The organism is Rhodococcoides trifolii (assembly GCF_014635345.1).
Lineage (GTDB): Bacteria > Actinomycetota > Actinomycetes > Mycobacteriales > Mycobacteriaceae > Rhodococcoides > Rhodococcoides trifolii.
Genome location: NZ_BMCU01000002.1, coordinates 694,409 through 709,222 on the forward strand (window position 1 = coordinate 694,409; position 14,814 = coordinate 709,222).

Here is a 14,814-nt window from a genome sequence, read left to right on the forward strand (position 1 = left end):
AGGTGAGCACCCACGCCGGCGCCGACGACGAGCGGACCACCCCCGGGACCAGGGGGGAACTGCGCATCTATCTCGGCGCGGCGCCGGGTGTGGGAAAGACCTTCGCGATGTTGGGGGAGGCGCACCGACGGCAGACGCGAGGATGCGACGTTCTCGCGGGCGTCGTGGAAACGCACGGTCGGCGTGGAACGGCAGAACTGCTGGAGGGAATCACGGTCCTTCCCCCGACGACGATCGAGTATCGCGGATCCGAGGCTGCCGAACTCGACGTCGACGGTGTCCTGAGCCGCGCGCCCGAGGTGGTGCTGATCGACGAACTGGCCCACACCAACACCCCGGGAAGTCGAAACGCCAAACGCTGGCAGGACGTCGAGGAGTTCCTCGACGCCGGGATCGACGTGGTGTCGACGTTGAACGTCCAGCACCTCGAGAGTCTGAACGACGTGGTGCAGCGCATCACCGGCGTCGTGCAACGTGAAACGGTCCCCGACGCGGTCGTGCGGGCCGCGGCTCAAGTCGAGTTGGTCGACATCACGCCGGAGGCGTTGCGCCGCAGACTCTCTCACGGAAACGTCTATGCGGCCGAGAAGATCGACGCGGCCCTGAGCAACTTCTTCAGGCGCGGTAACCTCACTGCTCTACGGGAACTGGCGTTGCTGTGGTTGGCCGATCAGGTCGACGCCGCCCTCGCCCGATACCGCGCCGACAACGCCATCGAGGACACCTGGGAGGCACGCGAGCGTCTCGTCGTCGCGGTCACCGGGGGGCCGGAATCGGAAACCCTGCTGCGCCGGGCCAGCCGAATCGCCGCCAAGTCCAGCGCGGAGTTGATGGTGCTGCACGTCGTGCGGGGCGACGGCCTCGCCGGTGTCTCGGCATCGAACATGGGCAAGGTGCGCACTCTCGCCTCGGCGTTGGGCGCGTCCGTGCACAGCATCGTCGGCGACGACGTCCCGGCCACCCTTCTCGAATTCGCTCGCGGCGTGAACGCGACCCAGCTGGTGCTCGGCACGTCCCGGCGCTCGCGGTGGGCGCGGATCTTCGACGAGGGAATCGGCTCGTCGGTGGTGCAGCATTCCGGAACGATCGACGTCCACATGGTCACCCACGAGGAAGCGCGCAGCGGCATCAGGCGGACCGCGGCGCCGGCGCTGCGGCGACCGCTGGCGTGGGCAGCCTCCGTTGTCGTCCCCGCCCTCGCAGCCGCTCTCATCTCGCTGTTCGACGACTACCTCGAACTGGGCGGCGAGAGCGCGCTGTTCTTCGTCGTGGTGCTGGCGGTGTCACTTCTGGGTGGAGTGGCGCCGGCGGCTCTGTCGGCACTGTTCTCGGCGTTGCTGCTCAACTACTTCTTCACCGATCCGCTCTACAGCTTCACCATTGCCGAGCCGGACAACTTCGTCACCACGGTCGTGCTTCTCATGGTCGCCGTTGCCGTTGCGGTGCTGGTGGATTCGGCCGCGAAACGATCCCGCGAGGCCCGCCGAGCATCGCAGGAGGCGGAGTTGCTCGCCCTGTTCGCGGGCTCGGTGCTGCGCGGCGCCGACCTTCCGGCGCTCCTCGAACGGGTGCGCGAAACCTACGGGCAGCGGGCCGTCGCCGTGGTGCGCGGCGGACACGAGGTGGTCGAATCGGTGGGACAGGACCCGCCGGACACCGTGGATGCCGCCGACACCGCCATCGAGGTGTCGGGAGGGGACTACGCACTGTTGCTCGCGGGTGGGCGCACCCGCGCCGGTGATCGCCGGGTGCTCGTCGCGGTGGCGAATCAGGCCGTCGGGCTGATACGCCAGGAACAGCTCGCCGAGGAGGCGTCGGCGGCAACAGCTTTGGCGGAGTCGGATCGGTTGCGTCGGGCGTTGCTCTCCGCTGTCGGGCACGATCTGCGCACGCCACTCGCCGCGGTGAAGGCGTCGGTGTCCTCCCTGCGCAGCGACGACGTGCACTTCTCGCCGGAGGACACCGCGGAATTACTTGCGACGGTGGAGGAGTCGACCGATCAGCTCACCGCCCTGGTGGGCAACCTTCTCGATTCCTCGCGTCTCGCCGCGGGCGCCGTGAAACCGATCTCCGCCCCGGTCTTCCTCGACGAAGTCGTGCACCGAGCGTCGGCAGCGGTCGGGCCCGCGCGGTCTCGGCTGACGGTCGACGTGGGGGACCTGTCGGTACTGGCGGACGACGGGTTGCTCGAGCGCGTGGTGGCGAACCTCATCGACAACGCGGTCCGACACGGCGCCGGCAGCGCGGTGTCGGTGTCGGCCGTGCCTGCCGACGGGCGTGTCCTGTTGAGCGTCGCAGACCAGGGACCCGGCGTGGACGCCGACAGCGCCGGCACGATGTTCGACGCGTTCCAGCGGCTCGGCGATCGCGACAACACCACCGGAGTCGGGCTGGGATTGTCGGTCGTCCGGGGGTTCACCGAAGCCATGGGCGGGTCGGTCACAGCGTCGCAGACACCGGGCGGCGGCGTGCGGATGACCGTCGACCTTCCTGCGGACCCGGCGATGACGGCGGCGCGGTGAGCGACCGGCAGGCGCCCACCCGGGTTCTGGTGGTCGACGACGAACCTCAGATTCTCCGGGCCCTTCGCATCAACCTCAGTGTGCGGGGATACGAGGTGACGACGGCGTCCACCGGTGCCGGTGCACTTCGGGCCGCGGCGGAGACGCGCCCCGACGTCGTGGTGCTCGACCTCGGACTGCCCGATCTCGACGGCACCGAGGTCCTGGCCGGGTTGCGCGGGTGGACGCAGGTGCCGGTCGTGGTGCTCTCCGCGCGCACTGATTCCTCCGACAAGGTCGACGCCCTCGACGCGGGGGCCGACGACTACGTCACCAAGCCGTTCGGAATGGACGAGTTCCTCGCCCGACTCCGCGCCGCCGTACGCCGGGGCGCTGCGTCCGGTGAGGTGGAGGCGGAACCCGTCGTCGTCACCGACGCGTTCACCGTCGACCTGTCGGCCAAGACGGTCACCCGGGACGGCGCGGCCGTGCACCTCACACCGACCGAGTGGGGAATGCTGGAAACTCTGGTGCGGCACCGCGGCAAACTCGTCGGTCAGCGCGAATTGCTGCGGGAAGTGTGGGGACCGGCCTACGAGACGGAGACGCATTACCTGCGCGTCTATCTCGCCCAATTGCGGCGCAAACTCGAGCCGGATCCGGCGCACCCTCGACATCTGTTGACCGAAGCCGGAATGGGTTATCGCTTCCGCGAATGACGGTTCGACCACCGGAGTCGCGTAAGTTGACTTCTCGTGCGAGTCGATGGACGTGAGATCACGGTGGCAGGGAGTCTGCTGCAGCCGTTGACCCGCAGGACGAGTGACATCGTGCGAGTTGTGGTGGCCACAGTCGTGCTCGTGGCCGTGGTGGTCACCTCGCTCGTCACCCGCGGCGAATGGGAAGCGCTCGAACGGTCCGTTTCCGATATCGTCGGCGTGCTCAGTCCGGGCGTCTCGAATGTGGTGTACATCGTCTACGGCGTGTCCATTCTTGCTCTCCCGTTCACCATTCTCATCGGGTTGATCGGCGCTCGCCGGTGGAAACTGCTGGGCGGTTTCGTCGCAGCTGCGTTTCTGGCGGCGTTCGCATTGTCTATTTCGGGTACCGGATTGTCCGCGCCGAATTGGCACATCGACGAATCGACGCGGATCGACACCCTGCTCTCGCAGTTCCTCGACGACCCACGGTGGATCGCCATCGTGGCGGCCGTGCTCACGGTGTCCGGTCCGGGGTTGCCGACCAAGTGGCGCCGCACCTGGTGGACGCTGCTCCTCGCGTTCATCCCGATCCACCTCGTGGTGAGCACCGTCGTGCCCGCGCGCTCGCTGCTCGGACTCGTCGTCGGGTGGTTGACCGGCGCCGTGGTGGTCTGGGTGGTCGGGACGCCGGCGCTGGAGGTGCCGTTGGCCTCGGCCGTACGCGTGCTCGATCGGCGCGGTATCTCGGTCACCTCGTTCACGGTGTTGTCGCCGGCCGGTCGCGGCCCACTGGTGCTCTCGGCCGCGTCGGACGACGCGACACCCGAGGTGGTCGTCGAGCTGTACGGGCTGAACCAGCGCAGCGGCGGCGCGCTGAGCCAGGGTTGGCGCGTGGCCACGTTCCGGCCGAGCGAGACGGCGCCACTGCACGCATCCCTGCAACGGGCCGTGGAGCACCGTGCTCTCATGTCCATCGCCATCGGCGACCTTGCCTTGGCGGCCAGCACACCGCTCGCGGTCGCATCGCTGGAACGCGGGTGGATGCTCTACGCGCACAGTGCCGCTCGCGGTGAACTACTCGAACCCGAACGTGGCTCGGACGTCCACGCCGTCTGGCGCTCGCTCGGGGAACTGCACAGCCGGCAGATATCGCACGGTGACCTCCGCGCCGCCGAGCTCCGCGTGTCCGAAGGCACAGCGACGTTCGACGGTTTCGGCGCCGCGGAGCTGGGCGCGACGGATGCGCAACTGCAGTCGGACGTGGCCCAGCTGCTGCTGACCACGGCCGCCATCTACGGTGACGGACCGTCGGTGACGGCAGCGGTGGACACCCTCGGGGAGGACGTGGTGCTCGCCGCGTCCGGGCGCCTGACGCGGGCAGCGATCCCGCGGCGAGTTCGCAGTGCCGTTCCCGAGGCGAAGAAAGTCATGACGACGGTCCGCGACACCGTGCTCGACCGGACCGGTGCCACGTCGATCACCACCGAGAAGGTCACCCGCTTCACCCGCAACCAGATCATTCAGCTGGTTCTCCTGTTCGCGCTCGTGTACGTGGCGTACCCGTTCTTCAGCGCCGTCCCGACCTTCGTGACCGAACTCGGCTCGATCGACTGGCGTTGGGCCGCAGCAGGTTTGGCCGTGTCCGCGCTCACCTATGTCGGTGCCGCCGCGGCACTGTGGGCATGCGCATCCGGACTCGTCAGCTTCAAGAATCTGACGATCATGCAGGTGGCCAACACATTTGCCGCCACGACCACTCCCGCCGGTGTCGGCGGCCTGGCGCTGAGCGTGCGGTTCCTGCAGAAGGGTGGTCTCGGCGTCACCCGCGCCACGGCCGCGGTGGCGCTGCAGCAGTCCATGCAGGTGATCACCCACGTCACGCTGCTCGTGCTCTTCAGCGTGGTCGCGGGAACGTCGGCAGAGTTGACGAAATTCGTACCCGACCCGACCGTGCTGTATCTGATCTCCGGTGTAGCGCTGGGTGTTCTGGGAACCGTGCTCTTCGTGCCGACCCTACGGCGGTGGTTGCGCACAGCCGTGCGCCCGCAGCTCGCAGAGGTCACGCGCGATCTCCTCGAACTCGCCCGCGACCCCAGACGTTTCCTGCTCATCGTCCTGGGCTGCGGCGCAACCACTCTCGGTGCGGCGTTCGCACTCTGGGTCAGCATCGAGGCGTTCGGCGGCGGAACCACCTTCGTCACCGTCACCGTCGTGACGATGATCGGCGGCACCCTCGCGTCCGCCGCGCCGACACCGGGCGGAGTGGGTGCCGTGGAAGCAGCGCTGATCGGCGGGTTGGCGGCCTTCGGGCTCCCGGCGAGTATCGCGGTTCCGTCGGTGCTGCTCTACCGAGTGCTCACCTGCTGGCTGCCGGTGTTCCTCGGCTGGCCGACGCTGCGGTGGCTCGGTAAGAAAGAGATGATCTGAGGTTCGAAAATCAGGTCATGCGTAGCGCCAGGAAGAACTCGACACGATCCTCCAGGCGCGAGAGGTCACGGCCGGTCAGCTCCTCGATTCGCGCGATGCGGTAACGCACCGAATTGATGTGCAGGTGAAGGCGTTCCGAGCAGGTCGTCCAGGACCCGTTGCAGTCCAGGAACGTCGCCAACGTCGGAATCAGTTCGCTCTGATGACTGGCGTCGTACACCCGCAACGGATCGAGCAGGCGCGACCGGAACAGCTGACGCATGTCGTCCGGCACACTGGCAAGAAGCAGCACCAGGGTCGCAAGCTCGTCGTGACCGACGACGCGAACGTCGTCGGTGCGCCGAGCCGCCAGCCGTCGAGCCTGACGGGCTTCCTCGACGGCGCTACGCAACTCACCCGCAGCCACGACACCGCTCACCCCGATCGAGAGGTCGCTGTCGATCAGTCCCGGTCCGAGCCGCGTCACCGCGCGGGCCACGCCGGCAGTGATGTCGTCGGAGGTGGGCGCCACCGCGATCACCTCACCGTCGACGACACCGATCGCAGGTTCGCCGCCGAGCAAGTCTCGCAACAAATATCGGACCTCACCCAGTCGCACCGTGCCGCCGGACACACTCGCGGCCACCACCACGTAACGGCTCGCCTCGTCGAGACCGATCAGATGCATCTGCTCGCTCACCCGTTCGCCCGACACCACCGAACGAACGAACTGCTGCGCCAACCGGCCCGAGACTCCCAGCCTGTCGTCCGTGCGCTCACGCTCGAGAGCGACGATCGCCACCAGCTCCTCGGCCAAGGCCAGACGCTCGGGAGGCCAACTCTGCCAATCACTTCCGAAAGCGACAATCCAGTCGACGACCCGGGAGGCGGAGTCGCCGTCCACGGCGAACAGCGAGATTCCCTGCTCGACGTGAGGGACCAGACGTGCGGTCAGGAACGCGCGAGCGAGAGTCTCGGGGCGGATACCGTCGGGAATGGGGGTGGTGGGGGCGAGGACGCGGCCGCTCGGTGTCAGCACTGCGCAGTCCAACCCCAACTCCTCCGCGACCAACTCCAGCAGGGGGCCCAGACCGCTGCCGCCGGCGGTGGCCACGAGGCGGCGGTGACGGTCGAGTACGGAACGTAGATCCGACGCGCGTCCGGTGGAGAGTTGTCGCACGACCGTCTCGGTCACCGTCGCGAACGACACCGTCGCCGCAACGAGAAAGAGCGGAACGCCGTGTCGGCGGCACGCGTCGACGAGGTCCGGGGGCACCACACCGTCCTTCGACGCGGCGAGCGCAGCGACACCCGCCTTTGCGATGGATCGGACGAAGACGTCAGAATCGTGAGCATCGGTGCGCCACATCAGACCGGTCAGCACCAGCTCACCACCGGTGAGGTACCGGCTCGGATCGATCATGTCGGTGGTGACCACCCAGCGGATGGTCGGGTCGCGGTGACTGTCCGGGACCAGGACGTCGAGGCCCAACTCCGGCATGGCAAGCAGGTCGTGCACCCTCATTCGTAGGAACCTACAGGCTGCACGCTGTGATGGGGGTCATAGTCTGTCGTTCCTGCGTCTCGCTCGCGGGCCGATCGAGGGCTGTACTGATGTGACAGACGACGATCTTCGAGCGGAGAGCTGACACACATGGATTTTCTACGGCCTCAGACCTGGGCGGATGCACTCGCCGCCAAGGCGGACGACGTCGATGCCGTGCCCATTCAAGGGGGTACCGACGTCATGGTCGAAATGAACTTCGACCTGCACCGGCCGGCGGCGTTGCTCGATCTGAATCCGGTTGCCGAATTGGCGACCTGGGAGGAAGCTCCAGACGGCACCCTTCGGGTCGGTGCTGGGGTGCCGTACGTGCGCATCATCTCCGAGCTGGGGGACCGCCTGCCGGGCGTGTCGCAGGCATCGCGAACCGTCGGGTCCCCCCAGATCCGCAACCGCGGGACGGTCGGCGGCAACCTCGGGGGAGCATCGCCCGCCGGCGATCTGCACGCACCGCTGTTGGCCGGCGGCGCGGTCATCGAGGCCGAATCCGCTGCCCGCGGAACCCGCATGATTCCGGCAACGGAGTTCTATCTCGGCGTCAAACGCAACTGCCTCGAACCGGACGAGCTCATTCGCGCCTTCCACCTGCCGCCCGCCGCAGGGCCGCAATACTTCTCGAAGATCGGCACCCGAAACGCGATGGTGATCGCGGTGTGCTCGTTCTCGATCGCGCTGTTCCCGGACGAGCGCCGCGTGGGCACCGGAATCGGTTCCGCTGCACCCACACCGCGGCGGGCTTACGCTGCCGAGGAGTTTCTCGCGGCGGAACTCGACTGGGACGCCGATCTGGACGATGCGGTGACGCAGCGGTTCGGTGACCTGGTGCGCGAGGCAGCCAGCCCGATCGACGACGTTCGGGGCACCGCGAACTACCGGCGACATGCGCTGTCGGTCATGGCGAAGCGAACGCTCGGCTGGGCGTGGCGCGATTACACGAGCGAGAAGAAGGCGGCCTGAACATGCGTGTCAACTGCACGGTCAACGGTTCCGAACAGAGTGCCGACGACGTCTGGGAGGGCGAGAGCCTGCTCTTCCTCCTGCGTGAGCGGATGGGATTTCCCGGCTCGAAGAATGCGTGTGAGCAGGGCGAATGCGGTTCGTGCACGGTCTATCTCGACGGTGTTCCGGCGTGTGCGTGCCTGGTCGCAGCGGGACAGGTGGAGGGTCGCGAGATCAGGACGGTCGAAGGTCTGGCCGACGGCGACAAGCTCGACCCGATGCAGGAGGCGTTCGTCGAATGCGGCGCCGTCCAGTGCGGCTTCTGCACCCCGGGACTCGTGGTGCAGGCGCACGATCTGATCGAGCGCGTACCCGACCCCTCCGATGTCGAGATACGAGAAGCTCTCGCCGGAAACCTCTGTCGCTGCACCGGTTACGAGAAGATTCTCGACGCGGTGCGCCTCGCTGCCACTCGAAAGGCCGACGCCCGATGACCGTCCGCATCATTCACAACGCATACATCGCCCCCATCGTCGGAAAGGAAATCGCCAACGGTTACCTGGTGATCGACGGTACGACCATCAGCGCGATCGGCTCCGGGCCCGCGCCGACGACTCCGGGAGCCGAACTGATCGACGCCCGAGGTGGCCTCGTGACCCCCGGTCTGGTCAACACCCACCATCACCTCTATCAGTGGGCGTCTCAAGGCCTCGCGAAGGACAACACGCTCTTCGAATGGCTTGTTGCGCTGTACAAGCCGTGGTCCAAGATGGATGCCGACGTGGTGGGGAGAGCCGCACTCGCGGGACTGGGTTGGCTCGCCAAGACGGGCTGCACCACCACGACGGACCACCACTACATCTTTCCGAAGGGCCGCGGCGACCTGTTCGCCGCGGAAATCGACTCCGCAGCGCGCATCGGAGTTCGGTTCCAGCCGTGCCGGGGATCGATGGACCGTGGTGTGTCCGACGGCGGGTTGCCGCCGGACGAGGTGGTCGAGACGCTGGACGACATTCTCGCTGCGACGGCCGACGCGATCGACACCTACCACGACGCATCGTTCGGGTCGATGCTGCAGATCGCGGTGGCGCCGTGCTCACCGTTCTCCATCAGCAAGGACCTCCTGGTCGAATCGGCGACTCTGGCTCGCGCCAAGGGTGTTCGATTGCACACGCACCTGTCCGAGACGCTTGACGAAGAAGAACACTGCATAGAGCAGATGGGCTGCACCCCGGTCGAATACATGGAGCAGGTCGGTTGGCTCGGTGACGACGTGTGGTTCGCGCACGCAGTCCACCTGCACGACAAGGACATCGCGACACTCGCCGCCACCGGCACAGGTGTCGCGCACTGCCCCAGCTCGAACGCACGACTCGGGGCCGGCATCGCCCGCATCTCGGACCTGCTCGCGGCCGGCGCATCCGTCGGCCTGGGCGTCGACGGATCGGCCTCCGCCGAAATGGTCCCGCTCGCCGGCGAAGTGCGGCAGGCGATGTACATGCAGCGGGCGAAGTACGGGCCCACGGCACTGACCGCTCGCCAGGCACTCGAAATCGGCACACTCGGCGGCGCCCGCGTTCTCGGACGTCAGGACGAGATCGGGTCCCTCGAGGTCGGCAAGCTCGCGGACATCGCGATCTGGCGGACCACCGGCTTCTACTCGGCGGTGGACGATCCGATCGTGGCGTTCGCGTACGGGCAGACCCCGCCGTTGGCGCACCTTCTCGTGGGTGGTCGCACGATCGTCGAGGACGACGTTCTGGTGAGCGTGCCGCAGGACGAGGCGGCCCGAGCCGGTGCCGACGCCCACCGCCGCCTCATGGAGCTTGCGAAGGACGTCCTGTGAGCGCCCCGACGACGTTCCCGGGCGCTATCGCCGCCCCCGGTCTCGGGCGGGTGGGGGACAGCCCCCTGCGTCCCGACGGCACCCTGAAGGTCAAGGGCGAGTTCGCCTATTCGTCCGACCTGTTCATCGACGGCATGCTCTACGGAGCCACGCTGCGCAGCCCGCATCCACGTGCCCGCATCGTCTCGGTGGACATCTCGAAGGCGCTCGCCGTCCCCGGCATCGAAGCCGTCCTCACGCACGACGATGTGCCGGGACGCAAGTGCTACGGACTGGACGGGACGTGGGATCAGCCCGTACTCGCGTTCGACGAGGTGCGCCACGAAGGTGAGCCGATCGCGCTCGTCGCCGCCGATCATCCCGAAACCGCCCGCCGCGCAATGGAAAAGATCGAGGTGGTCTACGAGGTCCTCGAACCGCTGTGCGACGCCCGACGCGCCGCGCTCGACCCGACCTACCCGAAGGTGCAGGACCGAGGCGGGATCGCGCGTCATCAGCCCGTTCGGGTGGGCGACGTCGCATCGGCGCGTGCGCGAGCCGAGGTGATCGTCAGCAGCGACTTCAGCGTCGGCATTCAGGACCAGGCGTTCCTCGGACCCGAATCAGGCCTCGCCATTCCCGGCGAGGACGGGGGCGTCGACCTGTACGTCGCCACGCAGTGGATGCACAACGACCTCGAGCAGATCGGTCCGTGCCTCGGATTGCCCAAAGAAAAGATCCGCATGACCCTCGCCGGCGTCGGCGGCGCGTTCGGCGGTCGTGAGGACCTGTCGATGCAGATCCACGCCGCGATGCTCGCGATGCACACCGGCAAGCCGGTGAAGATCGTCTACAACCGGTACGAGTCGTTCTTCGGGCACGTGCACCGCCACCCGGCGCAGATGCACTACGAATACGGTGCCACCCGTGACGGCAAGCTCGTGTTCGCGGACGTCGAGATCATCCTCGACGGCGGCGCCTACACCTCTGCGACCCTGAACGTCGTCGGCAACGCGGCATCCCTGGGCGTCGGTCCCTACGTCATTCCGAACATCGAGATCGACGCCTACGGGGTGTACACCAACAACCCGCCCTGCGGCGCCATGCGCGGATTCGGCGCTGTGCAAGCATGTTTCGCGTACGAGTCCATGATGGACAAGTTGGCGCAGGCCTGCGGAATGAGCCCGGTCGAAATCCGTCAGGTCAACGCCGTCAGCCAAGGATCGCTCCTGGCGACCGGGCAGGTCATCGAGGCGCCCGCGCCGTTGGCGGAGATGCTCGCACGAGCCGAAGCCATGCCCATGCCGTCGCCGCTCGACAGCTCGGACATCCGGAACCTACCCGGCGGTGCGTCGCAGACGACGCACGGCGAAGGAGTCGTCCGAGGTGTCGGATACGGAGTGGGGCTGAAGAACATCTGCTTCTCCGAGAACTACGACGATTACTCCACCGCACGGGTACGGCTCGAGGTGATCGGCGGGGAAGCAACGGCGTTGGTACACACCGCCGCGGCCGAAGTGGGCCAGGGCCTGGTCACGCTCGAAGCCCAGATCGCCCGCACCGAGTTGGGCGTCACCAAGGTGACCATTCACCCCGCGGACACCACTGTCGGCAACTCCGGATCCTCGTCGGCCTCGCGTCAGTCCTACATGACCGGTGGCGCAGTCAAGGTCGCGTGCGAGGCGGTGCGCGAAGCAGTGTTCGTTCTCGCCGGGCTGCACCTCGGACGGGCCGTCGCCGACCTGTCGCTCGACGGTGGCAAGATCGTCTCTGCCACCGACGGTGTCCTCACGACCCTCGAAGACGTGTTGGGAGACCGGGTGATCGAGCAGACCCGCGAGTTCCATCACCGCCCCACGACGGGAATGGACCCCGTGACCGGACAGGGCGCCAGCCACACCCAGCTCGCGCTCTGTGTGCACCGAGCGGTGGTCGACGTGGACGTCGACCTCGGCCTGGTGAAGGTGGTCGAGATGTCGGCCGTGCAGGACGTCGGCAAGATCCTGAATCGACTGTCGCTGGAGGGACAGATTCACGGCGGATCGGCCCAGGGCCTCGGCCTCGCCGTCATGGAGGAGATCGTCGTGACGAACGGGCTGGTCAAGAACCCGTCGTTCACCGATTACCTGATCCCCACCATCCTCGACATGCCGACCATGAAGCTGGACATTCTGGAGAACCCGGACCCGTTGGCGCCCTACGGCCTTCGTGGTGCCGGCGAACCCCCGACCCTGTCCTCGACGCCCGCGATCGTCGCGGCCGTTCGCGACGCCACCGGACTGGCGTTGACGCGTGTACCCATCAGACCCGAACACATCACCGATCCCGCCGCGGATCCGGAGAGGGCGTCATCATGACCAAACTCGACCCCACGAACACTCGTGACGCCGGTGGCCGGCGATCTCAGATCGACCGCTTCTTCGACATCACCGGACGCGGGTCCTCCATCTCCCGCGAGATCCGAGGCGGTGTCACGACTTTCGTCGCCATGGCTTATCTCATCGTGCTGATTCCGCTGATCATCGGTGACGCAAAGGACGTCACCGGAGCCATGCTCGATCCTGCGCAGCTCAGCACGATGGTCGCACTGTCGGCCGGCTTGACCACCGTGCTGATGGGCGTGGTCGGTAACGCACCGCTCGCGATGGCGGCCGGGCTGGGTGTCACGCCGATCGTCGTGTTCCAGGCGGCTCCGTACATGACGTGGCCACAGGCGATGGGTCTGGTGGTGCTCGAAGGCGTCATCATCGTGATCCTGGCGCTCACCGGGATTCGCCAGCTGATCATGGACGCCATTCCGCGAGTGCTGAAGCAGGCCATCGGAGTGGGCATCGGCGCGTTCATCGCCTTGATCGGTCTCGTGGACGCCGGCTTCGTCGGCTACGGCGACAACTCCTCCACGGCAGTCACATTAGGAGTGTTCGGGAAATTGGCCGGCTGGCCGGTGTTCGTCTTCTGCGTCGGCCTCGTCATCATGATGATTCTGTTCGTCCGCCGTGTACCGGGGGCGATGCTCATCGGTATCTTCATCGCCACCAACCTGGCAATCATTCTGAACTCGGTATTCGACATCGCGCCGGAATCCTGGGGTCCAGTGGTACCCAAGGTGCCCGATTCCATCGTCGCCACACCGCAATTCGATCTGTTGTTCAACGTCGACATCTTCGGCGGGTTCGCACGCGCCGGCGTCGTAACGGCATCGGTGGTTCTGTTCACGCTGGTTCTGTCCGGATTCTTCGACGCGATGGGCACCATCCTCGGCGTCGGTGAGGAAGCGGGACTGGTCGACAAGGAAGGCCGGCTCCCCGGCCTGAGCCGCATCCTGACCGTCGACGGCATCGGTGCCATCGTCGGTGGCGCGATCAACGGATCGGCAAACACGGCCGTCGTCGAATCTGCGGCCGGAGTCGCCGAAGGTGCGCGCACCGGGCTTGCCAGCGTGGTCACCGGCGGTCTGCTCACCAGTCTGATCTTCTTCACCCCGCTGGCCGGAGTGGTCCCGGTCGGCGCCGCCGCACCGGCGCTCGTCCTCGTCGGCGCGTTGATGATGACGCACGTTCGCAAGATCGACTGGGAGGACACCGAGATCGCAATTCCTGCCTTCCTCACGATCGTCTTGATGCCGTTCACGTACTCGATCACCGTCGGCGTCGCTGCCGGTGTGCTCTCGTACACCATCGTCCGTCTCGCGAAAGGCAAGTTCCGACAGACGCATTGGCTGCTGTACGTGATGTCCGCGATCTTCGTGGTGTACTTCGCATTGCACCCCCTCGAGGAAGCGCTGGGCATTTCCTGATGAAGGACATCGCGGCGCGGCTGCTCGCATGGAACGACGAGGGCCTTCGGTACGCCGTGGCCACGGTCGTCTCGGTATCGGGCAGTGCGCCGCGATCGCCCGGTGCCGCCATGGCCGTCGCATCCGACGGCGAAGCAGTGGGCAGCGTCTCGGGAGGGTGTGTCGAGGGCGCTGTCTACGCGCTGTGCCAGGAGGTGCTTGCTACCGGTGTCTCGGTTCGCCAGACCTTCGGGTACAGCGACGACGACGCGTTCGCAGTCGGGCTCACGTGCGGTGGCGAGATCGAGGTGTTCGTGGCACCGGCCCCGGAGCGGTCGATCGTGGAATCCTTCGGCGATGCGGTCGCCACCGTTCAGATGCTCGACGACGCCGGTTCGATGATGGCTGTGTCGGATGCTCGTGTTGTGGGCACAACGGGTTTCGCCGATATCGATCAGGTCGCGATCGGTGAGGCTCGGGCCATGCTCGACTCCGGCAGCACCGGCATCAGGTCGGTCCGGTGCCGGCCCGACGTCGAGATGTTCGTCTCGTCGTACGCGTCGCCGCCGCGGTTGCTGATCTTCGGAGCCATCGATTACGCCGGCGCTGTGGCCCGCGTCGGATCTTTCCTCGGCTACCGCGTGACGGTGTGCGATGCGCGCCCAGTGTTCGCCACGCAGACTCGCTTCCCGGACGCCGACGAGGTGATCGTCGAATGGCCGCACACGTATCTCGCTCGCACACAGATCGATTCGCGCACCGTCGTCTGTGTTCTGACGCACGACGCCAAATTCGACGTGCCGCTGCTCGAGGTCGCGCTGCGCCTCCCGGTGGCGTTCGTCGGGGCCATGGGCTCACGGCGCACTCATCACGACCGGCTTCTGCGCTTGCGGGAAATCGGTATGACGGACACAGAACTGGGTCGACTGAAATCACCGATCGGGCTGGACCTCGGAGCGCGGACGCCGGAGGAAACCGCCGTGGCCATCGCCGCCGAATTCCTGGCCGTCCGGCGCGGGGGGAGCGGGGTTCCCTTGTCGGTGACCGAGGGGCCGATACATCACGGGGCTTCACATGGTTCGGATCGAATGAGAGCGTGATGT

Annotated in this window: 10 protein-coding genes; 9 read left to right on the top strand and 1 reads right to left on the bottom strand. The window is 66.9% G+C overall.

Annotated elements, in window-relative coordinates; all coding sequences use genetic code 11:
- Positions 1-2: 2 nt before the first annotated feature.
- From IEW02_RS10470 to IEW02_RS10480, 3 genes are read left to right on the top strand one after another with little or no spacing between them, the layout of a single operon-like run.
- Entirely contained in the window at positions 3-2,522 is a 2,520-nt protein-coding gene (locus IEW02_RS10470) for a sensor histidine kinase (RefSeq protein WP_229745931.1), read from the top strand.
- On the top strand, positions 2,519-3,220 hold the full coding sequence (locus IEW02_RS10475; protein WP_188544723.1) for a response regulator: 702 nt from the start codon (positions 2,519-2,521) through the stop codon (positions 3,218-3,220). Before IEW02_RS10470 ends, IEW02_RS10475 begins: the two co-directional genes overlap by 4 nt.
- A gap of 36 nt (positions 3,221-3,256) precedes the next feature.
- Positions 3,257-5,629 carry a lysylphosphatidylglycerol synthase transmembrane domain-containing protein gene (locus IEW02_RS10480; protein ID WP_188544724.1) on the top strand — a complete coding sequence of 791 codons (2,373 nt, stop codon included), beginning with the start codon at positions 3,257-3,259 and terminating at the stop codon, positions 5,627-5,629.
- A gap of 10 nt (positions 5,630-5,639) precedes the next feature.
- Here IEW02_RS10480 and IEW02_RS10485 read toward each other — a convergent pair whose 3' ends face one another.
- Positions 5,640-7,133, bottom strand: a complete 1,494-nt coding sequence (locus IEW02_RS10485; protein ID WP_188544725.1) for a PucR family transcriptional regulator — start codon at positions 7,131-7,133, stop codon at positions 5,640-5,642.
- Positions 7,134-7,262: 129 nt separating this feature from the next.
- On the opposite strand from IEW02_RS10485, the gene IEW02_RS10490 reads away from it, so the two are divergent.
- From IEW02_RS10490 to IEW02_RS10515, 6 genes are read left to right on the top strand one after another with little or no spacing between them, the layout of a single operon-like run.
- Positions 7,263-8,129, top strand: coding sequence for an FAD binding domain-containing protein (locus IEW02_RS10490; protein ID WP_188544726.1), 867 nt, complete (start codon positions 7,263-7,265; stop codon positions 8,127-8,129).
- A 2-nt stretch (positions 8,130-8,131) separates the two neighbouring features.
- A complete protein-coding gene (locus IEW02_RS10495; RefSeq protein ID WP_188544727.1) occupies positions 8,132-8,605 on the top strand; it encodes a (2Fe-2S)-binding protein in 474 nt (157 codons plus the stop codon).
- A complete protein-coding gene (locus IEW02_RS10500) occupies positions 8,602-9,957 on the top strand; it encodes an 8-oxoguanine deaminase (protein WP_188544728.1) in 1,356 nt (451 codons plus the stop codon). Before IEW02_RS10495 ends, IEW02_RS10500 begins: the two co-directional genes overlap by 4 nt.
- Positions 9,954-12,293, top strand: coding sequence for a xanthine dehydrogenase family protein molybdopterin-binding subunit (locus tag IEW02_RS10505; RefSeq protein WP_229745932.1), 2,340 nt, complete (start codon positions 9,954-9,956; stop codon positions 12,291-12,293). Before IEW02_RS10500 ends, IEW02_RS10505 begins: the two co-directional genes overlap by 4 nt.
- Positions 12,290-13,732 (top strand): NCS2 family permease, encoded by a 1,443-nt coding sequence (locus tag IEW02_RS10510; protein WP_188544729.1) that lies wholly within the window; start codon positions 12,290-12,292, stop codon positions 13,730-13,732. Before IEW02_RS10505 ends, IEW02_RS10510 begins: the two co-directional genes overlap by 4 nt.
- Positions 13,732-14,811 (top strand): XdhC family protein, encoded by a 1,080-nt coding sequence (locus IEW02_RS10515; protein ID WP_188544730.1) that lies wholly within the window; start codon positions 13,732-13,734, stop codon positions 14,809-14,811. Before IEW02_RS10510 ends, IEW02_RS10515 begins: the two co-directional genes overlap by 1 nt.
- Positions 14,812-14,814 lie beyond the last annotated feature (3 nt).